The sequence below is a fragment of the Streptomyces sp. NPDC020884 genome, assembly GCF_044333935.1.
Classification (GTDB): domain Bacteria; phylum Actinomycetota; class Actinomycetes; order Streptomycetales; family Streptomycetaceae; genus Streptomyces.
In genome coordinates this window covers 239,745-263,395 of the sequence record NZ_JBIRRY010000004.1, presented here as the reverse complement: position 1 = coordinate 263,395, position 23,651 = coordinate 239,745, and the positions used below count along the sequence as shown (strand labels likewise).

The following is a 23,651-nucleotide window of genomic DNA, read 5'->3' as shown; positions in this document are numbered from 1 at the left end:
CGCCCGGAAAAGGGGACAGAAGCTGTCGGGTATCCCGCCTAGCGTCGCGGTCATGGACCACTTTCCCGAGCGCGGCGCGGAGCCGTACGCCCCCGGCTCCGCGCACCGCGACATCGTCATCACCGGCGCACGCGAGAACAATCTGCGCGACGTCTCCCTCAGGATCCCCAAGGGCCGGATCACCGTCTTCACCGGGGTGTCCGGTTCGGGCAAGTCGTCGGTCGTCTTCGACACGATCGCCGTGGAGTCGCAGCGGCAGCTGAACGAGACCTTCACCTCGTTCCTGCGCAACCGGCTGCCGAAGTACGAGCGGCCGCACGTCGAGTCCGTCGAGGACCTGTCGGTGGCGATCGTGATCGACCAGAAGCCGCTGGGCGGCAACGTCCGCTCCACGGTGGGCACGGCGACGGACATCTGGTCGGTCGTCCGGGTGCTGTTCTCCCGGTGCGGGGCCCCGAGCGCGGGCGGGGCGAGCGCGTACTCGTTCAACGACCCCGCCGGGATGTGTCCGGAGTGCGACGGGGTGGGGCGCACGGTGCACCTGGATCTCGACCGGGCGGTTGACTGGTCGAAGTCGCTGAACGAGGGGGCGCTGCTGCTGCCCGGCCTCTCGGTGGGCGGTTGGGAGTGGAGTCTGTACGGGGGTTCCGGCCTCTTCGACAACGATGTTCCCCTCGCCGAGCTCGGCGAGCGGGAGCGCCGGCTCCTGTTGCACGGTTCGGGGTTCACGGTCCGCGTCGACCTGCGGACCTCCTCGGCGGACCTGCGGTTCGAGGGGGTCGCGACGCGCTTCGAGCGGCTGTACCTCAAGCGCGACACCGCAGCCCTGTCCGAGAAGCGGCGCGCGGCCGCCGCCCGGTTCACGGTGGAGCGGCTGTGCGGGGCCTGCGGCGGGGCGCGACTGAACGCGGCGGCGCTCGCCACCCGGATCGACGGGCTCTCGCCCGCCGACTACGGGCGGATGGAGGTCGCCGAGCTCGTCGGCGTACTGGAGCGGATCGACGATCCGGTGGGCGGGCCCATCGCCGCCGCCGCCCGGGACCGGCTGGAGCGGCTGACCGGCATCGGGCTCGGGTACCTGAGCCTGGACCGGGAGACCACGACGCTGTCGGGAGGCGAGGGCCAGCGGCTCAAGATGGTCCGGCACCTGGGCAGTTCGCTCACCGGGCTGACGTTCGTCTTCGACGAGCCCAGCGTCGGTCTCCATCCGCGCGACGTCGGGCGGCTGGGCGATCTGCTGGTGCGGCTGCGCGACAAGGGCAACACGGTGCTGGTCGTCGAGCACGACCCGGATGTGATGGCCGTCGCCGACCATGTCGTCGACATGGGGCCGCGGGCCGGATCGGACGGCGGTCACATCGTCTTCGAGGGCACCTTCGAGCGGCTGCGCGAGGCCGACACCCTGACCGGCCGGTCGCTGCGCCGCCGCACCCCGCTCAAGGAGACGGTCCGCTCCCCCAGCGGCCGGCTCCCGGTGCGCGGGGCGGATCTGCACAATCTCAAGGGCCTGGACGTGGCGTTCCCCACCGGGGTGCTGACCGTGGTGACGGGGGTGGCGGGTTCCGGGAAGTCGACGCTGGTGTCGCGGGTGTTCACGGCCGCGTACCCGGAGGCGGTCGTCGTCGACCAGAGCGCGATCACCGCCTCGTCGCGCTCCACCCCGGCCTCGTACATCGGGGCACTGGACATCATCCGGAAGGCGTTCGCCCGGGAGAACGGCGTCGACGCGGGGCTGTTCAGCTTCAACTCCGCCGGAGCCTGCTCGGGTTGCTCGGGGCGCGGGGTGATCTCGACGGACCTGGCGTTCATGGACCCGGTCACCACGCCCTGCCCGGAGTGCGAGGGCCGCCGGTTCCACGACGACGTGCTGAAGCACCGGGTCGGCGGCCGGTCGATCGTGGACGTCCTGGACATGACGGCGGCGCGGGCGGCCGGGCTGTTCCAGGATCCGGCGCTGCTGCGGAAACTGCGGACCCTGGACGCGGTCGGTCTCACCTACCTGACGCTCGGGCAGCCGCTCGCCTCGCTGTCGGGCGGTGAGCGCCAACGGATCAAGCTCGCCACCCAGTTGCACCGCACCTCCAGCGTGTACGTGCTGGACGAGCCGACGACCGGACTGCATCTGGCCGACACGGCCGCGCTGGTGGATCTGCTGGACCGGCTGGTCGACGCGGGGAACACGGTGATCTGCGTGGAGCACAACCTGGATGTGGTCCGGCGGGCGGACTGGGTGATCGACCTCGGCCCGGACGGCGGGAAGGGCGGCGGGGAGCTGGTGTTCGAGGGGACGCCGGCCGATCTGCTCGCGCATCCGACGTCCGTCACCGGCCGCTATCTGCGCCGCGATCCGGAGTGGGAACGACCGATTCCGGGGCGGTGAAATCGACCCGTCCCCGGGGCGGCGGGATGGGGCTCGAAAGGGGCCGGAGGAGGCCTTCGCGCCCCGCCCCACCTGGCTTCATGACCCTGGGTAGCCGACTGCTGCCGGGGGCGGGCTTGGCTTTGGCCTTACCGTCGCCTTAACCTACGGTCACGTAACCTACGAAGCCGTAGGTAATTCTCCCGTCCCCAGGAGCTCCCCGTGACGATCACCTCTCCCCACCTCGGCAGTTCGAAGGCGTGGACCGACGCCCAGCTGCTGTACGCGTTGGAAGAGGTGGTGGAGAAGGAACTCAACCGCCATCTCAAGGTCGCCAAGGACTGGATGCCGCACGAGTACGTGCCGTTCTCCGACGGGCGCAACTTCCCCGGGATCTTCGAGGACGGCGACGCCTGGTCGCCGGACCAGTCCAAGGTCACCGACATCGGCAAGATCGCCCTCGTGGTGAACCTGCTGACCGAGGACAACCTCCCCAGCTACCACCACGAGATCGCCTCGCTGTTCGGCCGTGACGGCGCGTGGGGCACCTGGGTGCACCGCTGGACCGCCGAGGAGGGCCGTCACGGCATCGTGATGCGCGACTATCTGCTCACCTCGCGCGCCGTGGACCCGGACAAGCTGGAGCAGTTCCGCATGACGCACATGGCGGAGGGCTTCGAGTCGGACAACCGGCACTCGATGCTGCACTCCGTCGCGTACGTCGCCTTCCAGGAGCTGGCCACCCGCGTCTCGCACCGCAACACCGGCCACCAGTCCGGCGACCCGGTCTGCGACCGGATGCTGGCCCGGATCGCGACCGACGAGAACCTCCACATGGTCTTCTACCGCAACCTCCTGGGCGCCGCCTTCGAGCTGGCCCCGGACCTGACGATGCAGTCCGTGCGTGACGTCGTCGTCGACTTCCGGATGCCCGGACACGGCATGCCCGGCTTCGAGCGGGCCGCCGCGCAGATGGCGATCGGCGAGATCTACAACATGCGCATCCACCACGACGACGTGATCCAGCCCGTGCTGCGCTACCTGAAGGTCATGGACATCGACGGGCTCGGCCCGGAGGGTGCGAAGGCCCAGGAGGAGCTCGGTCTCTACATGAGCGGGCTGGACAGCGAGGCGTCGAAGTTCGACGAGAAGCTCGCCGCCCGCAAGGCCCGCATGGTGGCGCGCGGCCGCGCCTGATCCGCCCCGGGCCCGCTCGCCCGGTCCTCACTCCTCGGCGGTGGCCTCCGCGTACGCCACGTCGCGGACATCGCCCGAGGAGTGCTGGCGGAGCATGCGCAGCTGGGTGCGCCAGGGCCCCGTCCACCGGGTGCGCCGGCCGCACGCCACGGCCAGTTCGGCGGCGAACAGGCCCTGCGCCGGGTCCGCCGTCCCCGCCAGGCGCGCGACGACGACCAGCAGGGTGTCCGGGTCGCCCGCCTCCGCCCCCCGGTAGCCGGCGACCCGCCTGCCGACGGTCTGCGCGGTCCTGGCGGCGAGCGCCGGGCGGCCGGTGTGCAGGGCGGCGAGCTCCACCAGCTCGGTGTGCAGCGCGTCCGGGTCCGCCCCCAGGTCGAGGGAGCGCGCGAGCAGGGCGACGGCGTCCGGCACGAGGTCGCGGTGGGCGGCCAGGGTCCGGCCCGCCCCGGCGAGCACCGCAGCGCCCTGCCGATGGTCGGCGCCGGACCGCAGCGCCAGCGTCCTGGCCAGCTGGCCGAGCCGCCGGCGGGCGGGCCGGTCCCGCTCCGCCCCCGCGTCGTCCGCCGTCTCGCCGGTGGCCAGCAGGGTCAGGGCCCGGTTCAGGGCCCCGATCGCGTCCGGGGTGGTCCGGGCGGCGTCCACGAGGGCGTCGGCGGCCGAACGCCACCTCCCCCGCCGGTCCAGATCGGTGACCGCCTCGACCAACACCGCCGCCGCGTGCGGGGCCCACGGCAGCCAGGGGACCAGCGCCGCGTGGGCGAGGGCGGCCAGCGAGTCGTCGTCCGTGTCGCAAACGTCCTGGATCAGCCGGGCGTAGCGCGGCCGCAGGGCCGGGTCCAGCTCCGTCGGGTGCGCTCGCAGCACTGCCACCCGCAGGGCGCGTTCGCCGCCCGCCGCGCTCTCCATCACCTCCCACAGGGACGCCTCGCCGAGCAGCGGCGTACCGGCGGCCACGCAGACCGCCCGCACGTCGGGGTGCTGCTCCGGCTGCCCGTACGCCTCGACGAGGAGGGCGGCCGCCGCCACCCGGGGCAGCAGGTCGGCGGCGAGCCGGACCATCTCCTTGCGGCTCGTCACCTTGCCGGTCCCGGGGGCCGTGCGGGCGGCGAGCAGCGGGGCCAGTTGGGAGGGCCGGGTGTACGCGGCGGCCCGGCGCGCCACGTAGGCCGCGACGCGCGCCCGGTCGTCACCGGCGCGGGCGAGCAGGTCGGGCAGCGCGTCGGCGGGCCGGTCGGTGTGCGCGAGGGCGGTGAGCGCGGTCTCGGCGAGCCCCACCTCCCGGTCATCGGTCCAGGCGCGTACGGCGTCGGCGCCCCGCCCGGGGATACGGGCGAGCCGCCAGAGCGCCGAGGTGCGCAGATACAGCGGCAGCTTCTCGTTCGCCACGGTGCGGTCCAACGTGCGCTGTGCGGCACGGTGCTGACGAGGGGTCCAGCGCTCGGCCCCGGCGACGTCGAAGGTCCAGTGTGCGCCGGGTCCCAGGAACCGGCCGCGGGGCGGTGTCCCGTCGAGATACGCCTCCAGCAGGTCCGTCCGTCGGCTGGTCACGACCCGGTGGACGTCGGGGAGCGCGATGGCGGAGGGGTGCCGGGCGAGCAGCCGTTCGGCCCGCTCGTCCCGGTCGGCCGGGGCGCGGAGCCAGAGGGCGGCGGCGCCCCGGGCCACGTGGGGCTCGCCGTAGTTCGCGGCCTGCCACAGCAGCTCCTGGAGGCCGGGCATCGCGTCGGCGCGCCGGCCGACGGCGCGGGCCAGGGCCAGGACGAGGCCGTAGTCGGATCGCTCCGCACCCGCTTCCAGCCAGGGCCGCAGGGCGTCGAAGACCGTGTGCTCCTGGCCCCGGCGCAGGGTCCGGTCGAGGCGGCCGAGGTCGGCGCTGCCGCTGGTGCCGGTGATCCGGACCAGGGTGCGCAGCGCCCAGTTGAGGAGGTCGCGCTGTCCGGTCACCGCGTGCTCGCGCAGCACGCCGACGGCCAGGGAGCTGAGGGCGGAGCGGGTGGCCGGGGAGGAGTCGCGCGCCTCGACGGCGTCGGCGGCCAGGCGGTCGAGCAGCGGTTCCACCGCGTCGGTGAAGAGGGCGGGCTTCACGCCCTTCAGGGCGGTGAGCGCGGCGGAGCGCACGGGGTCCTGCTCGTTGCGCAGACGCAGCAGGTCCTCCAGCACGGTGGCGACGGAGGCCGGATCGCCGGAGCGGCCCGCGCTGCCGACGAGCAGCGACCAGGCCGTGGCGCGGTCGTCGGCCGTGGATCCGCGGGTGGCGGCCAGGAGCTGTTCGCGCCCCTCGTCGAAGGGGAGGTAGGCCGTGGCGACGAGGACGGCGGAGTCGGCTCCGCGCAGGCGGGCCCGCTCGGCGAGCCGGCGCGCCACGGCCGCCACCCGGTTACGGGGCAGCGCGTCCAGCAGCCGGGTGTCGACGGTGACGCCCGACGCGCCCTCGCCCCGGCCCTCGGCGAGCGCCTCGTGGAGTGCGGCGCGGCGGCCGGGCGGCAGGGCGCGGAGGAGGAGGTGTCCCGGCCCCCCGGGGTCCGGCGCGCTGCGTCCCAGTTCGACGAGCACGGCGTCGGGCAGGGTCCGCACGAGACGGTGCAGCTGGGTCGCGCTGAACGCGTGGTGGAGCTCCACGCAGACGTCCGGCCTGATGACGAGGCGGGCGACCCGGACCGGGTCTGCGGCCACCAGGGAGCCGAGCCGGCGGTGCAGCGCCACCGGGAGCCGGGTGGGACCCACCTGTTCGAGGAGGTCGAGCACCCGGTGCGGGAGGGCCGGCGCGGCGGCGGCGATGCCGCGGTGGTGTCCGTACCACTGCCACCAGGCGTCCCGCCGCGCCACGGGAAGGCCGGACAGCTCCTCCTCCGCAGAGTCCAGGACGGGTCCGGGGTGGTGGTGCCCGAGCGAGGACCAGCAGGCCGTCGAGCGGCGCAGTCCGGGCAGCAGCGCCCGGACCGTCGCGGCCGAGCAGCCGGGCAGCAGCAGGGCCGCCTCGATATCGCCCCAGGTGTCGCGGACCACGGTGACCAGGCGGTCGGCGAGCGCGGTGCGGCGGTCCGCGAGGATCGCCCGCACAAGCTGTCGGCGTACGGCGGCGGGCGCGTCGGCGAAGGCGCTCTCGTACGCCGTGTCCGGCACCCTGAGCGTCCGCGCCGCGCGCAGAGCGTGACCGCGTACGAAGGCGTCCTCGTCGGCGAGGTGCGCGCCGATCCACTCGGCGTCCCGGCCGACCGCGGCGGCGATCACCGCGATCCGGCGCTCGTAGGGGTCGCCGTCCTCCAGTTCGTCGAGGACCGCGCGCAGGGACCCCTGGTCGGCCAGTCGGCCTGCCCGCAGGGCCAGTTCGGCCATGCGCCGCGTGTGCGGCAGCGGTTCGAGCGCGTCGAGGAGAGTGGCGGCGAGGACGAGCGGCGGTGCGTCGGTCATGGGCCCGATTGTGCCGGGCCGGGACCCGATCGCCCCAGGGGTTTCCGGCCCCGATCACGCCACGCGGGCACGGCGCGTGGGGGCGGCGGGGCCCTCAGCCCCGATCGCGTCCTTCTCGGCGCAGCCGCTCGCGCTCCTTTTCGGACAGCCCGCCCCAGACGCCGAACCGCTCGTCGTTGGTGAGGGCGTACTCCAGGCAGGCCAGCCGTCCTTCGCAGGCGTTGCACAGTTGTTTGGCCTCACGGGTCGAACTGCCCGGGGCCGGGAAGAAGAACTCGGGCCCGGCCTGCGCGCACAGCGCGGTCTCCTGCCAGGCGAGCGCGTCATCGGTCACGGTGTTGATCAGCATGGGCCACACGGTGCCCGGTGGCGATAAACAACTGATCAACGATTCATCAATCCGCTCCGGGAGCACCCCCGGAGCGTGCGTCGGAACGGCCGGTTCGCCGCCCGCGCCTACTGCCGCGGCTCGGGCCTCATCACCGCGAAGACCGCCCCGTAGGGATCGGCGACGTTGGCCATCTTGCCGACGCCGGGCACCTCCATCGCGGCCAGGGTCTCCCGGCCGCCGAGCCGCTTCACCTCGGCCACCGTGGCATCGACGTCGGCCACGTCGAAATACGGCAGCCAGTGCGGACCGCGGGCGGCCTCGGACGGGACGTCGCCCATCCGGACCAGACCGCCGAACGACGCCTCCGGGCCGGCGCCGGCCGGGTGGACCGTGGTGTAGGCGTAGTCGGTGCCCTCCACCTTCAGCTCGTCGGTCCCCCAGCCCAGGACGCTCTTGAAGAACGCGGCCGCCGCCGGGACGTCGGGGGTGTACAGCTCGGCCCAGAGGAACGAGCCGGGCTCCTGGACGACGCCGAAGCCGGGGTGCTCCTTCGGCTGCCACACCCCGAAATACGCTCCGGCCGGGTCCGTGAAGCCGCCCATGCTGCCGAAGTCCAGGACGTCCATCGGCTCGAACGCGGCGCTGCCGCCCGCCCGCGCCACCGCCGCCGCGGTGGCGGCGACGTCGGGCGACTGGAAGGAGACCGACCAGGCGCTCGGCGACTCCTCCTCGGACACCGTCATCACACCGCCGACGTACCGGCCGTCCAGGGTGAGCATCCCGTAGCCGCCGACCTCGGGGCCGCCGGGGATCAGGCCCCAGCCGAACAGGTCCCGGTAGAAGGCGGTGGCCCCGTCGAGGTCGGGGGTGCCGAGATCGACCCAGCTGGGCGCGCCGTCGAGGAAGGTCGGGCTGATCATGGCGTGTTCCTCCGTCGGTCCGGGTGGTCCTGCGCGTCGTGTGCTGCCGGGTGATGCCTCTCTCCGCCGAGTCTCGCACCGGGCGCCGACGGCCGCAGTCCGCACGGGGCCGACCGGGCGGCGATGCACCGGCGGCGCCGTGCGGCCACGGCGGCGGCCGGCCCGCGGGGGCCGGGTCCGGCGGTGATCGCGTCTGCCATGCGGCCCAGGTTAGACACCGTGTACGCGCCGGGGCCAAGCGTTGCAGCGGCGCGCCGCCCCCGTGTCGGGCGGAGTCGGCCCATGCCGGGCCGCCCGTCGGGCGGTGCGGGTCACGCCTGCGGCGGCGGGCCCGCGCTGTCGGTGACGCGTGGCACGATGGCGGCCGGGTTCGGGAGAGCGGGGTCCCCGGGCCGTGAGGCGCTCGGGAACAGAAGGACGCACATGGAGCAGAGCGGGGAGGCGGGCGGGACGCTCGCGCGCGGGGCCGCCGAAGGCCCGGTGCCCACGGGCGGCGCGGCCCGTGAGCTGCTCGCGCGGGCGGAGCGGCTCCTGGAGAGCGCCCGTGCCGTGCCGGCGGACCGGGCGAACGCCGTGGACGCCGTGCGCTCCGTGCTCGATCCGCTCCTGGACTCCCTGGTGGGCCGGGAGCTCGCCGTGATCCCCGTCTCGCGGCTCAAGGACGTCACGGAGGGGCGGCTGCGCCTCGGGGCGCTGGAGCAGGCCGGGTTCGGCACGGTCGGGCAGGTCCACGGCACGAACCGCTACGAGCTGCGGCAGATCCCCGGGGTCGGGGCGCACACCGCCGACCAGGCGCTGGCGGCCGCCGGACAGATCGCCCACGCCGTGCGGGACACCGTCTCGGTGCGGATCGACGTGGACGCCCCGGACGACACGAGCACCGCGCTGGTCGTGGCGCTGCACCGGCTGGTCGAGGCCGGGGCGGACGTGCGGCGGGCGGTGGACGCGGCGCGGCGGCTCGTCGAGCGGCTCGGACCCCCGGCGGCGGCGGCCGCGCCGGCCGGGAGCCGGCTGCGGATGCTGCTGGCCGGGCGGAAGGCGCGGGCGCGGGTGCGGGAGGCGCTCGGCTCGGTGCGGTCGGCCGTGGCGGACGCCGTGGAGCGGGACCTGCCGGTGCTCCTCGCCCAGGCGTCGGCCGACCTGCTGCGGTCGCCGGCGTCGCCGGCCGAGGCCTGGGTCGACTTCGAGCTGCGGTCCGCCGAGTACTACAGCCTGCTCGCCGAGCTGTCCGGCAGCGGGCCGGACCGGGACGCCGCCGAGGGTTTCCTGCCCGCCGGGATCGCGGACCGGGTGCGGGCGCTCCGGCTCGACGACACGCATCTGCGGGTGTCCCTGCGCGGCTACCAGGCCTTCGGGGCGCGCTTCGCGCTGGCGCAGAAGCGGGTCGTCATCGGGGACGAGATGGGGCTCGGCAAGACCGTGCAGGCCATCGCGGCCCTCGCCCATCTCGCCGCCCACGGCGAGACCCACTTCCTGGTGGTGTGCCCGGCGAGCGTCCTGATCAACTGGACCCGGGAGATCCGGGCCCGCTCCACCCTGCGCGGCATCCCGGTGCACGGGCCCGAGCGCGCCGAGGCGTTCGCGGACTGGCGCGGGACCGGCGGGGTGGCGGTGACCACCTTCGACGCGCTGCACCTCCTGCCCGAAGGGGCGGCCGCCCAGGTGCGGCCCGGGATGCTGGTGGTGGACGAGGCCCACTTCGTGAAGAACCCCGCCGCCCGAAGGTCCCGGGCGGTCGCCGGCTGGGCGGAGCAGGTGGAGCGGGTGCTGTTCCTCACGGGCACCCCGATGGAGAACCGGGTGGAGGAGTTCCGCAGCCTGGTGCGCCAACTGCGCCCCGAGCTAGCGCCATCGGTCAGCACCACGCACGGCGCGGCCGGTTCGCGGGCCTTCCGCCGGGCCGTCGCCCCCGCCTATCTGCGCCGCAACCAGGTGGACGTGCTGGCCGAACTCCCGGCGCTGGTGCACGTGGACGAGTGGGAGGCGTTCGGCCCCGAGGACCGGGACGCGTACCGCGAGGGGGTCGCCTCGGGGCGGTTCATGCGGATGCGCCGGGCCGCGTACGCCGTGCCGGCCGCCTCCGCCAAGCTGGAGCGGCTGCGCGAACTGGTCGGCGAGGCACAGGAGAACGGCCTGAAGGTGGTCGTCTTCTCCTACTTCAGGGAGGTCCTCGCGACGGTCGGCGACGCTCTGGGTCCGGCCGCCTTCGGGCCGCTCTCCGGGAGCGTTCCGCCGGCCCGGCGGCAGGAGCTGGTCGACGCCTTCTCCGCGGTGGACGGGCACGCGGTGCTGCTGAGCCAGATCCAGGCCGGCGGCACCGGACTGAACATGCAGGCCGCCTCCGTGGTCATCCTGTGCGAGCCGCAGATCAAGCCCACCCTCGAGCACCAGGCCGTCGCGCGCGCCCACCGGATGGGGCAGGTGCGCACGGTCCAGGTGCACCGGCTGCTGGCCGCCGACAGCGTCGACCAGCGCCTGGTGGAACTGCTGGCCCGCAAGGACCGGCTCTTCGACGCGTACGCCCGGCGCAGCGACCTCGCGGAGAGCACCCCGGACGCGGTGGACGTCTCCGGCGCGGATCTGGCCCGGCGCATCGTCGAGGAGGAGCAGCAGCGGCTGGCGGCGGACCCCGGCCGGCCGTGACGGGGCCCGCCCCCTCCGCGGGCCCCGTCACATCGGGCGTCAGTGCTGGTGCTCCCCGCCGCTCTTCTCGGCGCCCTTGTCCGCGCCCTTGTCCGCGCTCTTCTTCTCCGCCGCGCCGCCCGCCGCGTGGTGGGGGTCGTAGCCCGGGATCGTGCCGTCGGCCTTCTTGATCAGCAGCAGGCCCGCCATTCCCATGTCGGAGTGGCTCTGGACGTGGCAGTGGTACATCCACGCGCCCGCGCCGACGCGTTCACCCGCGATGAACTGGAGGCCGAAGGAGTCGGCGGGCCCGCAGATCTTGTTGTCGATGACCCGGCTGGGGTCGTCGGGTCCGGTCAGGAGGCCGGTGCGGTTGTCGGCCCAGCGATGACCGTGGATATGGAAGGTGTGGTAGTACTCGCCGTGCGTGATCATCACGACTTCGAGCCGGTCTCCCACCGTGGCCTCGAAGTTGGTGCTGTTGTGCTCCGCCTTGTTGTTGATCGTCATGTCGTTGAAGACGATCGTGAACGTCTTGTCGGGCAGGATGTCGCCCTTGCGCCGCACGATGACCGGCCCGTAGAGCCCCTTGCGGATGCCGCCGGTGCCGTGGTCCGTGCCGACGACGTGGTCGTGGTAGTGCCAGTAGCCCGCGCTGCCCGGCTCCCACGTGCCGTCCTTGCGGCGGCCCGGGGCGTGGGTGCGCCAGGTGTAGGTCCGGGTGCCGCCGGGTTCGACGTGGCTCTTGTTCATCCGGGTGCCGTCGTTGGCGATGTCGTAGTCGACGCCGTGGACGTGGAGGCTGGCGTCGACATCGGTGAGGTTCTCGAACTCGATGTGCAGCGTGTCGCCCTCGTTGACCTCGATGAGGGGGCCGGGGATCGAGGCCTTGCCCTTCTCGAAGCCGTAGCCGAGCTGGCCGTCGGCCAGCTTCTCCGCGTACATCTTCAGTCGGCGCACCACGCCGCCGGCCGGGGCCGTACGCGGCGGGTTCTCGGCCGAGCTTGCCTCCACGGCCCCGAGCGACAACGATGTCACCCCGGTCGCGGCGGCGGCCGCTCCACCGACCAGCATCCGCCGGCTGAAGGTCCTTCGGTCCATGTCGAACTCCCCACTGCGATAAGGAAACTGGCGGAACCGCCGATACGGAGCGACGCTCGCGGCATCCCGGAACGGGCCACACCGTAGCCGGGGCCCTCCCGTTTATCCACACCCAGGACAAAGTTCGTTCGATTGCTGCCATACCTATTGGCGGACCACGAAAAGAGGTCTAGCTTCGTGCGCTGTCGCAGTGAATCAAGAGCTGGTACATCAAGAGCTGCTGAATCCGGAGCTCCTGACGAACAGTGAGTAAGCCACAGTCACCGAGAGGTGCAGTGACCACAGAGGGGTGGGTGACCACATGCAGCGCGCATCACATCACCGGTCCAGATCACGACGCGGCCTCGCGGCGGCCGTGGCGGCCGGCGCTCTGACCGTGTCCATGCTGGGCAGCGGCGGCCCGGCCAGCGCGGATCCGTCGCCGGACCGGGCCTTGGTGGAGAAGATGGCGACAACGTTGTCCCTGCCGTCTCCGCCCGGGGCCGCGAACCAGGTCAAGGTGCTCGTCTTCCACGCATCGGCGGGCGACGAGGCACCGTACACGGACGCCGGCATCGCGGCGATCGAGAAGATCGGGCTGTCCGGCCCGGAGGCCGGGCGGTTCACCACGGTGGCCACGAACGACCCCAAGGTCTTCACCAACGGCAAGCGGCTCGGCTCCTTCCACGCCGTCGTCTTCCTGACCGGCGGGGGCGACGTCCTCGACCCGGAGCAGGAGGCGGGCCTGGAGGCGTACATGGAGGCCGGCGGCGGCTTCCTCGGCATCCATGACGCGGCACGCACCGAGCCGTACTCGGACTGGTTCACCGGCCTGGTCGGAGCCCGGCCGGCGGCGAACAGTCCCACGTCCGTGCAGCGGGCGACGGTCGAGATCGGCGACCGGGTCCACCCGGCCACCAAGAACCTGCCGCTGGAGTGGAAGCGCCCCGACACCTGGCTGAACTGGACGAAGAACCCGTCCGGTGACGTGCACACCGTGGCGCGCGTACGGGAGTTGACGTACAAGCCCGGCGCGAGCGCCAACGGCTGGGACCACCCGGTCTCCTGGTGCCGCGACTACGACGGCGGCCGCTCCTTCTACACGGCGATGGGCGGCACGGCGGACAGCTTCGCCGAGACCGACTTCCGCGACCATCTGCGCGGCGCCCTCGCCTGGACCAACCGGACCTCGCAGGCCGACTGCAAGGCCACGATCACCTCCAACTACACCGCCGAGCGCGTCACCCAGCCCAACCAGCCGGGCCAGAACGACCAGATCGGCGAGCCGCACGGGCTGGTGACCGCGTCGGACGGCCGGGTCTTCTACATCGGACGCGGCGGGGCCGACAGCTCCGTCCCGGTCGTCATCGACTGGGCCGACCCGAACATCGGCAAGGGCAAGGGCGAGATCCACGTCTACGACCCGAAGACCAAGAAGGTCACGCTGGCCGGCGCGCTGGACGTCTTCGGCAACAAGGGCGGCGGCGACGAACTGGTCAAGGTCGAGGAGGGGTTGCTCGGCATCGAGCTGGACCCCGACTTCGCGTCCAACGGGTGGGTGTACCTGCACTACACCCCGCACGCGAAGATCGACCGCGACAAGCGCATGGCGACCCGGCAGGTCTCCCGCTTCACCTTCGACTCCGCGACCAACAAGCTGGACCTGGCCTCGGAGAAGGTGCTGCTCGACTGGCCGGTGCAGATCAACAGCTGCTGCCATGCGGGCGGCGGCCTGGCCTGGGACTCGAAGGACAACCTGTACATCGCGACCGGTGACAACAACTCCTCCGGTTTCAGTGACGGTTACTCCGGCAACAACCCGCAGCCGAACTACAAGGGCGTCTCGTTCGCCGACGCGCGGCGCACGGCCGGCAACACCAACAACCTCAACGGGAAGATCCTGCGGATCCACCCGGAGGACGACGGCACGTACACCCTGCCCGACGGCAACCTCTTCACCGGCGACGAGCCGGACGAGGGCGGCGGGAAGACCCGGGGCGAGATCTATGTGATGGGCGTGCGCAACCCGGCCCGGATCTCGATCGACACCTCGACGGACACCCTGTACGCCGGCTGGGTCGGCCCCGACGCGGGCTCGCCCTCCACCACCTGGGGTCCGGCGAAGTACGACACGTTCGCCGCGATCACCAAGGCGGGCAACCACGGCTGGCCGTACTGCATGGGCAACAACCAGCCCTACCGGGACCGCAATCTGCCCGACCCGACGAAGCCGCTGGGCTGGTACGACTGCGACGCCCCGAAGAACGAGTCGCCGAACAACGACGGGCTGGTCAAGCTGCCGCCGGTGACCCCGAACACCATCTGGTACTCGCCGCAGGGCGGCGGGGTCGACTACCCGCGCGACGAGAACGGCGTACCGAGCTACAAGGCCGAGGAGGGCAAGGAGCTCCTGCCCTGGCTCAAGGGCGGCGGGCAGGCCACGATGAACGGCCCCGTCTACCGCTACGACGCGCAGAGCGAGTCCACCGCCAAGTGGCCCGCCTACTGGGACGGCAAGTGGTTCGTCGGCGACTTCTACGACGACACCCAGCCCCGGCACGCCGTGCTGACCGACCCGAAGACGGTCGGCAAGGGCGGACTGCCCACGCACGCCGAGTCGTTGAAGAAGATCATCCCGGTCGGAGCCGACGGCATCCGCAACCTGATGGACTGGAAGTTCGCGCCGGACGGTTCGCTGTACGTCCTGGACTACGGGCGCGGCTTCTTCACCTCCGACTCCAAGTCGGCGCTGTGGCGCGTGACGTACAAGGGCGGCGGCGCGACGCCGGCCGCCGCGGACCTCGTCGGAAAGGCGGCGGCCAAGTGAGACACCACCGGCTCCTCGCACGCGGGCGGCAACGTCCGCCGAGTTTCTGGGTGGCCCTGCTGGCCTCCCTCCTGATGGTCCTCGGGCTGACCTCGACGGCCGCGTACGGCAAGGGCGACGACGCTCCCGCGGCCAAGGCCGCCGACCAGGTGCTCAACTGGACCGCGGGCGACCCGATCGACCACTATCTGTCCGCGCCGAAGACGGCGGTGGCCGGCAAGGCGACCATCGTCTTCGAGAACAGCGCGGCCACCGGGAACACGACGAGCATGCCGCACACGCTGACGTTCAGCGTGTCGGACCCGGAGTTCAACAACGACGTCCAGCTGAACATCCTGGCCAACCCGGGTGACGCCGAGGGCGGCAAGCACAGCGTGGAGGTCACGCTGTCGCCCGGCCGGTACTTCTACCACTGCACGATCCCCGGCCACGGCATGATGCAGGGCATCCTGACCGTCACCGAGGACGGCGGCGGCGACGACACCGAGGCCCCCGCGACCTCGGCGAAGGTCGACGGCGACCAGAACGGCGACGGCGCGTACATCGGCCAGGCCACGGTCACCGTCGAGGCCACCGACGCGGGCTCCGGCGTCGACACCGTCGAATACGCCCTGGGGGCGGACGGCGCGTGGCAGCCCTACACCGCGCCCGTCGTGGTGAACGAGGTCGGCGACCACACGGTCCGCTACCGGGCCACCGACAAGGCCGGGAACGCGGCGGCGGAGAAATCCGTCGACTTCGCGGTCGCCGCGCCGCCGACCGACGACGAGACCCCGCCGGAGACCTCGGCGACCGTCTCGGGCGAGAAGGACGAGGCGGGCGCGTACCTGGGGATGGCCACGGTCACCGTGACCGCGTCCGACACCGGGTCCGGCGTCAACACCATCGAGTACGCGACCGGCGCGGACGGCGCGTGGCAGCCGTACACCGAACCGGTGATGGTCCACGAGGTGGGCGAGCACACGGTCCGCTACCGGGCCACCGACCGGTCGGGCAACGTCGCGGACGAGAAGTCCGTCGACTTCACCGTGGTCGAGCCGCCGTCGCAGGACCAGACGGCTCCGGAGACCTCGGTGAAGGTGGAGGGCGAGAAGAACTCCGACGGCGCGTTCATCACGAGCGCCAGGGCGACCGTCTCCGCGACCGACGACGACTCGGGCGTGGACAAGGTCGAGTACTCCCTCGACGGCGGCCCCTACCTCGCCTACACCGCCCCGGTGATCGTCGACCGGGTCGGCCACCACTCCGTCGCCCACCGGGCGACGGACAAGGCCGGCAACACCTCCGAGGCGAAGAAGGTGTCGTTCACCATCGCCCAGGGCGGCGGGGTCCCCGCGCCGAACTGCGCGGAGTTCGACGAGCGGCACACCGTCTTCGTGGGCACGATCGACACGGGCGTCCCGAACCGGATCACCCGCAACCGCTGCACGATCAACGAGCTGATCGAGGACGAGAAGGACTGGTCCTCCAACGCGCTGTTCCTCAAGCACGTCACGTCGGTCCTCGACCGGCTGCGGACCGACGGCGTCATCGACCAGCGTGAGCGCAGGGCGATCAACCAGGCCGCCAAGCAGTCGGGCATCGGGAAGCCGGGCCAGTCCGAGGGCTACACCAAGCTCTTCGACGGCACCGCGGCCTCGCTCGCCAAGTGGCAGCAGGTGGGCGGCGGCGCGTTCGCGCTGAACGAGGAGGAGGGCTCGATCACCAGCTCCACCACGGTGGACGGCATGGGCATGCTCTGGTTCCCCTCCCGCGCGTACGGGGACTTCTCGCTGAAGCTCCAGTGGCGGGACGACGCCCCGGGCTCGGGCAACGCCAACGGCGGGGTCTTCGTCCGCTTCCCGCAGGTCCACGACCACCCGGAGGAGTCGCGTCCGGAGTGGGTCGCCATCAAGTACGGCCATGAGATCCAGGCCAACGACCGGCCGGACGGCGACATGTACAAGACCGGCTCGGTGTACGGCTTCGACCGGGTGGGTCTCGGCGGCGCCGGGGTCACGCCCAAGGGCACCTGGAACGACTACGAGATCAAGGTGGTGGACCAGCACTACGAGATCTACCGCAACGGTGTCCTGATCAACGAGTTCGACAACACCGGCGGTCAGCTCTTCGAGCCGCCGCGCGGCGACGACCCGGGCACCGACGGCCGGCGGTTCGCCTCCGGTTACATCGGACTGCAGGTGCACGGCGTCACCGACGTCATCTCGTACCGCGACGTCCGGATCAAGGAGCTGTAAGGCGCACGACCCGCTCCCTCAGGTGGCCGCGGCCGCATGCTCCGGCGTGCGGTCGCGGCCACCGGGGTGTCGGTGCCGCCACACCCAGAAGACCGTGCAGGAGACCAGCGCCCAGGCGGTGAGCACCAGGTACGGGAAGACGAACTGGTGGCCCTGGTAGTAGACGGCGGTGTGCTGGGCGTTGACGGAGGCGCCCGGTGGCAGCCAGCGGCCGATGTGACCGAGCAGCGACGGCAGCAGCGGCCAGGACACCGCCCCGCCGGAGGACGGGTTGCCCAGGAGCACCATCACGCCCCAGGTCGGGATCATCGCCCAGCGGCCCATCAGGGTGTTGAACATGGTGAAGACCATGCCGGAGGTGAACATCGTGAACGCCAGGATCAGCCAGGACTGCGCGAACGGCAGGTCCACCGCCCCGAGCCACCAGTCCACGGCCGCCGCGATGGCGAAGCCGCCGAGCAGGGCGTACGCGCCGGTGAAGGCGATCCGCTCGGCCGGGTCGAGGCCGTGGGCGTGCACGCTGAGCTGGATCGCGCCGAGGAAGCCCATGATCACCGCAGCCAGCGAGATGTAGAACAGGGCGAGCCCGCGCGGGTCCCCCTTCTGGAGCGGCTTGACGTTCCGGACCGTGACCTCGGTGCCGGTGGCCTCGCCCACCTTCAGCCCCGCCTCGCCCAGCAGTTCGGCCACCGACGCCCCCGAGGCCGCGGCCACGTCGAGCGCCACCCCCGCGCCGGACGCGCGCACGATGGCGAAGACCTTCTGCTCGTCCAGGGCGCGGCGGGCGTCGGCGACGTCCGGGTAGTCACGCAGTTCCAGCGAGGCGTCGAGCTCCTTCTCCATGCCCGCGACGAACGCCTCACCGCGCTCCACCGGCGGCCGGGTGACCAGCGCGGCCGGGATGCGGTGCGGGGTGGGGTCGGCCATCGCGTACGTGTAGGAGCCGGCGAAGAGGCCGGCCGCCGCGGCGACGATCAGCACGAGGACGGTCGCGGGCAGGAACGGGCTGTTCTTGTACGCCTCCCAGCGCTCGCGGAGGCCGAGCGGCCGCCCGTGCGCGCCGTGCCGGTCACCGCCCTCGCTCACGCCATCTCGCCGTCGTCGTCGTGCCGGGCGCGGCTGGGCTGGACGCGCTTGGGCTCGCCGGGCATCTTCGGGTACTCCGGCGGATAGGGCAGGTCGCCCAGCCCGCGATCCTTCTCGTCCCGGTCGGCCAGCTCCAGCAGCCGGTCGAGCCGGAACGCCTCCTGGTCCATGTCGGCGTGGACGTCGCCGAGTTCGGCGTAGCGCACCGGGAGCGTGACGATGTCGAAGTCGCGCGGTTCGGCGTCGTCGATCTCCTCCCAGCGCAGCGGCGCGGAGACCGGGGCGTGCGGGAAGGGGCGTACGGAGTAGGCGGAGGCGATCGTGCGGTCGCGGGCGGTCTGGTTGAAGTCGACGAAGATCCGCTCCCCGCGCTCCTCCTTCCACCAGGCGGTCGTGACCCGCTCGGGCATCCGCCGCTCCAGCTCGCGGCCGGCGGCGATGGTGGCGCGCCGCACCTCGGTGAAGGTCCAGGCGGGCTCGATGGGGACGAAGACGTGGATGCCGCGGCCGCCGGAGGTCTTGGGCCAGCCGCGCAGCCCGTGGTCCTCCAGGACGGAGCGCAGCTCGTGGGCGGCGGTGACGGCGTCGGCGTACGCGGTGCCGGGCTGCGGGTCCAGGTCGATGCGCAGTTCGTCCGGGTGGTCGGTGTCCCCGGCCCGGACCGGCCAGGGGTGGAAGGTGAGGGTGCCGAGGTTGGCGGCCCAGAGGACCGCGGCGAGCTCGGTGGGGCAGATCTCGTCGGCGGGACGGCCGCTCGGGAAGGCGATACGGGCGGTGGGGATCCACTCGGGGAGGTTCTTCGGGGCGCGCTTCTGGTAGAAGAAGTCGCCCTCGACCCCGTCCACGAAACGCTGGAGCGTGGTCGGCCGGTGGTTCAGGGCACGCGTGATCCCCGGCCCCACGGCCAGGAAGTACTCGGCCACATCCCTCTTGGTGTAGCCCTTCTCCGGGAAGTACACCTTGTCGGGGTTGGACAGCCTCACGGCCCGTCCGCCCGCGTCCAGCTCCACCGCTGCTCCCATGACGGCCACCGTAGGCCGGTCGCACATATGCCGCACATCGGGAGACAGCGGTGGGCCGGCGGTCCAGAATCGGGCCATGGACCTGCCGGTGATGCCGCCCGTGAAGCCGATGCTCGCCAAGTCGGTGTCCACGATCCCGCCGGGCATGAGCTACGAGGCGAAGTGGGACGGCTTCCGGGCGATCGTCTACCGGGACGGCGACGAGGTCGAGATCGGCAGCCGCACCGGAAAGCCGCTCACCCGCTACTTCCCCGATCTGGTCGACGCCGTGCGGGACAACCTCCCGCCGCGCTGCGTGATCGACGGGGAGATCGTCATCGCCCACGGGGGACGGCTCGACTTCGAACGGCTCAGCGAGCGCATCCACCCGGCGGACTCCCGGGTGCGGCTGCTCGCCGAGCAGACCCCGGCGAGCCTGATCGCCTTCGACCTCCTCGCCGTCGACGACACCTCTCTGCTCTCCGCGCCCCACACGGACCGGCGGGCGGTGCTGAAGGCCGCGCTCTCCGGCGCTTCGGCGCCCGTCCTGCTCGCCCCCTCCACCACGGACATCGAGCTCGCCCGGGAGTGGTTCGACCGGTACGAGGGGGCCGGGCTGGACGGGATCGTGGCCAAGCCGCCGGATCTGCCGTACCGGCCCGACACCCGGGTGATGTACAAGATCAAGCACGAGCGGACCGCCGATGTGGTGGTGGCGGGCTACCGCGAGCACAAGAGCGGCCCGGTCGTCGGCTCGCTGCTGCTCGGCCTGTACGACGCCGAGGGCGTGCTCCAGCACGTCGGGGTCTGCGCGGCCTTCCCGATGAAGCGGCGCGCCGAGCTCGCCGAGGAACTCACCCCGCTGCGCACCGAGTTCGCCGACCATCCGTGGGGAGCCTGGGCGGACGCGGCGGCGCACGAGCGGTCCCGGCTGCCGGGGACGCAGAACCGCTGGTCGGGCAGGAAGGACCAGTCCTGGGTGCCGCTGCGCCCCGAGCGGGTCTGCGAGGTGGCCTACGACCACATGGAGGGCGACCGGTTCCGGCACACCACCCAGTTCCGTCGGTGGCGGCCGGACCGGTCCCCCGCCGGCTGTACGTACGCGCAGTTGGAGGAGGTCGTCTCCTACGACCTGTCCGAGGTGTTGTCAGGCGGCTGACTCCGGCTCACCGGTCGGCGTGGCGCAGGGCTCCTCGGATGCGCCCGGGTCCGCGGACGGCGACGGCGACGGGGTGTCGCCGGGGCAGCCCGGGTCGGTCTCGCCGGGGTCGGGCGGTGTGGTGGGCCCGGTCGGGTCGGGGCTGGGGCTCGGGCCCGGATCGGTGGGGCCCGGGTCGGTCGGGCCGGTCGGGTCGGGGCTCGGGCCGGGGTCGGTCGGGCCGGGGTCCGTCGGGTCGGGGCTCGGACTCGGCGAGCCGGGGCCCGTGGGGCGGGGCGTCGGAGAGGGGCTCGGCGGCCGGGTGGGCTGCGGGCCGACGACGACGCCTCCGCCGCCCTGGCCCGGACGGTCCGGCGCACCGGGGCCGCCGACCGGGGCCTTGGGCGGGGTCTTCCCTCCCGGGCCGGGGCTGCTGGGCACGACGCCCTTGCCGTCGGCGACCGGGTGGCTGCCCTTGCGGTAGAAGTCCAGCCAGGACAGCACCGTCCGCAGATAGGTGTCGGAGCGGTTGTAGCTGAGGATCGCCCGGTCCAGGTCGGCGCGGCGGGTCAGATCGCGGGGCCCGGCGCAGAGGTAGTGCCCGGCGGCGAGCGCCGCGTCGTGGATGTTGTGGGGGTCCTTGCGGCCGTCGCCGTTCCCGTCCGCGCCCCAGGCCGCCCAGGTCGAGGGGATGAACTGCATCGGCCCGACGGCCCGGTCGTAGGTCCGGTCGCCGTCGTACGCCCCGTCGTCGGTGTCCCGGATCAGGGCGAAGCCCCGCCCGTCCAGCACCGGGCCGAGGATCGGGGTGAGCGTCGTCCCCCGCGCGTCGACCCGCCCGCCGGACGCCTGGCCGGACTCGACCTTGCCGATCGCCGCGAGCAGCTGCCACGGCAGCCGGCAGCCCGGGTCGCTGCGGCCCACCGCGCTCGCCGCCTCGCGGTAGGCGGCCAGCACGGTGGCCGGGATGCCCGCCTCGGACCAGGCGCGGACCACGACGGGGTCGGGCCGCGTCCCGGGCTTCAGCGGTGCGGGCGGCTTCGGGGACCGCAGCGGAGGCAACTCGGTGTGGTAGACGTCGTCGCCCGGCACCTCGGTCCACACGACGTCGTCCGAGGCCGCCGCCCTCTCCTTCCGGGGCTCGGGCAGGGTGAACCCCGGGGCCTGGGACGCGGTGAGCGCGGTCATCGCGGCGACGGCGGTGGCCGTGGTGCCGAGCCTGCGGCGCACCGTGCGGTTGAAGCTCATGCGGGCTCCCTCTCCCCCGGCGTCCGGGGTTCTCTCCAGCGGTCCCGGCGCACCGGGCTCCCGGGCTCAGCGAGTGAACGTGTCGATGGCGGCGATCAGCCAGGCGTCGCCGCGGCGCACGGCGTCCACGGCGAACATCGCCGCCGCGTAGGTCGTCTCCTCGTCCTTGCCGGTACGGGTGTTGCTCTGGTCGGCGAAGATCAGCAGCCGGGCCCGGTCGCCGTCGAGGAACTCCACCCCGCTCCCGGTGACGGTGGTGGTCAGGACGAGCTTCTGCCGCGGGGCCTGCTCCCGTACGTCGGCGAGCATGTCCTTGTGCTGCTGCACGGCCCGGCCGGTCAGATAGGTGCTCGCCGCGCGGTCCGACCGGGCGGGCGAGGCGTAGTCGTACGAGAACACCGCGCCGACCGCCTCACTGATCCGGCCCTTCACCTCACTGGTCCGGCCGATGTCCGTGAGCGCGGTGTTCTGCCGGGCCGGCTCGTCGCCGAGGCGGTCGGCCGAGACGAACGCCCAGGTGGCGAAGGCCCCGAGGAGGACGGTGAGGGCGCACAGCACGACGGGCAGCCCGACGCGGAGGCGGGACGTCCCGGTGCGGCGGACTTCGGCCGTGCCCTCCGAAGCGGATGCCGCATCGGGCGGGGATTCGGCATCGGTATCGGTTTCCGGGTCGGCTTCGGCGCTCGCTTCGGCTTCGGTGTCCGGTGCGACCGGTGGATCGGGCTCGGTCGCGGTGTCCGGGCCGGCGGTGGGCTCGGACGCCGGTTCCGTCTCGGCTCCCGCCGTACGCGGCGGTGCCGTGGCCAGCCGGCGGCGGCGGTTGACGAGGTGACGGGTCGTCGACATGGGCGGGGTCCTCTCGGGGACGTGCGGGCGGGCGGGTGCGGGGCGGGCGGGAGTCAGCCGGCCGTGCCGCCGACGGGCGCCTGGCCCAGCGCGCTGAGCTTCCACCCCTCGGAGGTCCGGGTGAGGCTGCCGAGCAACCGGCTCTCCTTCACCGCCGGTTCACCCTTCGGCGCGGTCACGGTGACCCGCAGCGCCACCATCACCCCCGCACGACCGGCTCGTTGATCCAGTTCGGTCACCGCACCGGAGAGGACCTTCGCCGTGCTCACCGTCTTCGCCGCTGCGATCTGCTGCGCGAACGCGTCGCGTCCGTCGACGAGTTGGCTGTGGAGATCACCGGTGGTGGACTGCTCCCAGCTGTCGAGCCCCTTCTCCAGCGACCGGTGGTCCAGCGTGTTCATGTTCTGCACCGCCTGTTCGCCCGCCGCCAGCGCGTCGTCCCGCGCCTGTGCGAAGGACGCCGCGTCGTCGTGCGTGGCCTCGTAGCGCAGCCAGCCGCCCCAGCCCGCCGCTCCGGCCGCGCAGACCGCAAGGGCCAGTGCGGCGATCACCAGGGGGTTCCTGGTTCCCGCCCGTGCCGCCGTCCCGGCCGTTCCGGGACGTTCCGTGTCCTGAGCCGTCCTGCGCTCCCGTGCCATGTGGTGCCTCTCCCCTGCCTGCCGAACCGGACCGGTGCGCCATCGCCTCCGGCCCGCCGTCATGTGGAGCCGATCTCGACGATCCACCAGCGCCCGTCGCGCAGTTCGGCGGTCACCGTGAGCTGCGCGGAGGCGGTGGTGGGGGCGCGGCCCCGGCGCTCGTAGACCTGGTCGAGGAAGACCAGGAGGTGGGCGCTGCTGTCGGTCAGCCGGGTCACTCCGGCCTTGACGACCTCGGTGGTGAGCGTCAGTTTCTGGTCGGTGGACTGTCGCTCGACCTGGCCGAACAGGGCCGCGTACTGCTGGAGCGCCTTGCCCGCCAGGACGTCCTTCGCCGCCGCCCTGGTGACGGCGGTGGCCCCGGGACCGTACGAGAAGATCTTGGCGAGCGCGCTGCTGACGTCGCCGGTGACGCGGGCGGTCGCCTCCGCGTCGGTGAGCGCGAGGTTCGCGGTGGCCGGGGTGTCGCGCACGTGGCGTCCCTCGGCGTACAGGGCGCCGCCCGTGGCGATCAGGGCGACCGTCAGAAGGACGCCGAGGACGCGTGGCCACCGGCGGCGGGGCGCCTCCAGGTCATCCGTCACATCCGCCGTGTCCGTCACATCCACCGTGTCCGTCACGTCCGTGTCGTCGGTCGAGTCCACCGCGACCGTCTCCGCCGCTGTGTCCATCGCGTCCGTCGCCGTGCTGTCCACCGTCGCCGTTCCTCC

The 23,651-nt window shown here is 72.9% G+C and carries 16 protein-coding genes; 6 read left to right on the top strand and 10 right to left on the bottom strand.

Annotated elements, in window-relative coordinates; genetic code table 11:
• Window positions 1-52: 52 nt before the first annotated feature.
• Window positions 53-2,380 (top strand): ATP-binding cassette domain-containing protein, encoded by a 2,328-nt coding sequence (locus ACH4UK_RS15375; RefSeq protein WP_398356543.1) that lies wholly within the window; start codon window positions 53-55, stop codon window positions 2,378-2,380.
• A 201-nt stretch (window positions 2,381-2,581) separates the two neighbouring features.
• The gene (locus tag ACH4UK_RS15370) at window positions 2,582-3,556 is read left to right on the top strand and encodes an acyl-ACP desaturase (RefSeq protein WP_398356542.1); all 975 of its coding nucleotides are present in this window, start codon (window positions 2,582-2,584) and stop codon (window positions 3,554-3,556) included.
• A 27-nt stretch (window positions 3,557-3,583) separates the two neighbouring features.
• Here the strand turns inward: ACH4UK_RS15370 and ACH4UK_RS15365 are convergent, their stop codons facing one another.
• From ACH4UK_RS15365 to ACH4UK_RS15355, 3 genes are all read right to left on the bottom strand, one after another.
• On the bottom strand, window positions 3,584-6,967 hold the full coding sequence (locus ACH4UK_RS15365) for a hypothetical protein (RefSeq protein ID WP_398356541.1): 3,384 nt from the start codon (window positions 6,965-6,967) through the stop codon (window positions 3,584-3,586).
• Between the two features lie 94 nt (window positions 6,968-7,061).
• A complete protein-coding gene (locus ACH4UK_RS15360) occupies window positions 7,062-7,316 on the bottom strand; it encodes a WhiB family transcriptional regulator (RefSeq protein ID WP_392254423.1) in 255 nt (84 codons plus the stop codon).
• 107 nt (window positions 7,317-7,423) lie between these two features.
• The gene (locus ACH4UK_RS15355; protein WP_398356540.1) at window positions 7,424-8,218 is read right to left on the bottom strand and encodes a VOC family protein; all 795 of its coding nucleotides are present in this window, start codon (window positions 8,216-8,218) and stop codon (window positions 7,424-7,426) included.
• A gap of 423 nt (window positions 8,219-8,641) precedes the next feature.
• Between ACH4UK_RS15355 and ACH4UK_RS15350 the strand changes: the two genes are divergently transcribed.
• On the top strand, window positions 8,642-10,861 hold the full coding sequence (locus ACH4UK_RS15350) for a DEAD/DEAH box helicase (RefSeq protein WP_398356539.1): 2,220 nt from the start codon (window positions 8,642-8,644) through the stop codon (window positions 10,859-10,861).
• Window positions 10,862-10,900: 39 nt separating this feature from the next.
• Here the strand turns inward: ACH4UK_RS15350 and ACH4UK_RS15345 are convergent, their stop codons facing one another.
• On the bottom strand, window positions 10,901-11,941 hold the full coding sequence (locus ACH4UK_RS15345; RefSeq protein ID WP_398356538.1) for a multicopper oxidase domain-containing protein: 1,041 nt from the start codon (window positions 11,939-11,941) through the stop codon (window positions 10,901-10,903).
• A 301-nt stretch (window positions 11,942-12,242) separates the two neighbouring features.
• On the opposite strand from ACH4UK_RS15345, the gene ACH4UK_RS15340 reads away from it, so the two are divergent.
• Window positions 12,243-14,747 (top strand): ThuA domain-containing protein, encoded by a 2,505-nt coding sequence (locus tag ACH4UK_RS15340; RefSeq protein WP_398356537.1) that lies wholly within the window; start codon window positions 12,243-12,245, stop codon window positions 14,745-14,747.
• The gene (locus ACH4UK_RS15335; protein WP_398356536.1) at window positions 14,744-16,984 is read left to right on the top strand and encodes an OmpL47-type beta-barrel domain-containing protein; all 2,241 of its coding nucleotides are present in this window, start codon (window positions 14,744-14,746) and stop codon (window positions 16,982-16,984) included. The genes ACH4UK_RS15340 and ACH4UK_RS15335 overlap by 4 nt, the downstream gene beginning before the upstream one ends.
• 18 nt (window positions 16,985-17,002) lie before the next feature.
• Here ACH4UK_RS15335 and ACH4UK_RS15330 read toward each other — a convergent pair whose 3' ends face one another.
• Both ACH4UK_RS15330 and ligD read right to left on the bottom strand, forming a co-directional pair.
• A complete protein-coding gene (locus tag ACH4UK_RS15330; protein WP_398356535.1) occupies window positions 17,003-18,070 on the bottom strand; it encodes an ABC transporter permease in 1,068 nt (355 codons plus the stop codon).
• Complete coding sequence (ligD, locus tag ACH4UK_RS15325; protein ID WP_398356534.1) at window positions 18,067-19,092, bottom strand: non-homologous end-joining DNA ligase; 1,026 nt, start codon at window positions 19,090-19,092, stop codon at window positions 18,067-18,069. Before ligD ends, ACH4UK_RS15330 begins: the two co-directional genes overlap by 4 nt.
• A 76-nt stretch (window positions 19,093-19,168) precedes the next feature.
• Here ligD and ACH4UK_RS15320 point away from each other — a divergent pair, with 76 nt between their 5' ends.
• The gene (locus ACH4UK_RS15320) at window positions 19,169-20,230 is read left to right on the top strand and encodes an ATP-dependent DNA ligase (RefSeq protein WP_398356533.1); all 1,062 of its coding nucleotides are present in this window, start codon (window positions 19,169-19,171) and stop codon (window positions 20,228-20,230) included.
• Here ACH4UK_RS15320 and ACH4UK_RS15315 read toward each other — a convergent pair.
• From ACH4UK_RS15315 to ACH4UK_RS15300, 4 genes are all read right to left on the bottom strand, one after another.
• Window positions 20,219-21,457 (bottom strand): lytic transglycosylase domain-containing protein, encoded by a 1,239-nt coding sequence (locus ACH4UK_RS15315; protein ID WP_398356532.1) that lies wholly within the window; start codon window positions 21,455-21,457, stop codon window positions 20,219-20,221. The two genes, ACH4UK_RS15320 and ACH4UK_RS15315, sit on opposite strands and share 12 nt — an antisense overlap.
• A gap of 66 nt (window positions 21,458-21,523) precedes the next feature.
• Complete coding sequence (locus tag ACH4UK_RS15310) at window positions 21,524-22,303, bottom strand: hypothetical protein (RefSeq protein WP_398356531.1); 780 nt, start codon at window positions 22,301-22,303, stop codon at window positions 21,524-21,526.
• Window positions 22,304-22,356: 53 nt separating this feature from the next.
• Window positions 22,357-22,854, bottom strand: a complete 498-nt coding sequence (locus ACH4UK_RS15305) for a nuclear transport factor 2 family protein (protein WP_398356530.1) — start codon at window positions 22,852-22,854, stop codon at window positions 22,357-22,359.
• A 146-nt stretch (window positions 22,855-23,000) separates the two neighbouring features.
• The gene (locus ACH4UK_RS15300) at window positions 23,001-23,612 is read right to left on the bottom strand and encodes a hypothetical protein (protein ID WP_398356988.1); all 612 of its coding nucleotides are present in this window, start codon (window positions 23,610-23,612) and stop codon (window positions 23,001-23,003) included.
• Window positions 23,613-23,651 lie beyond the last annotated feature (39 nt).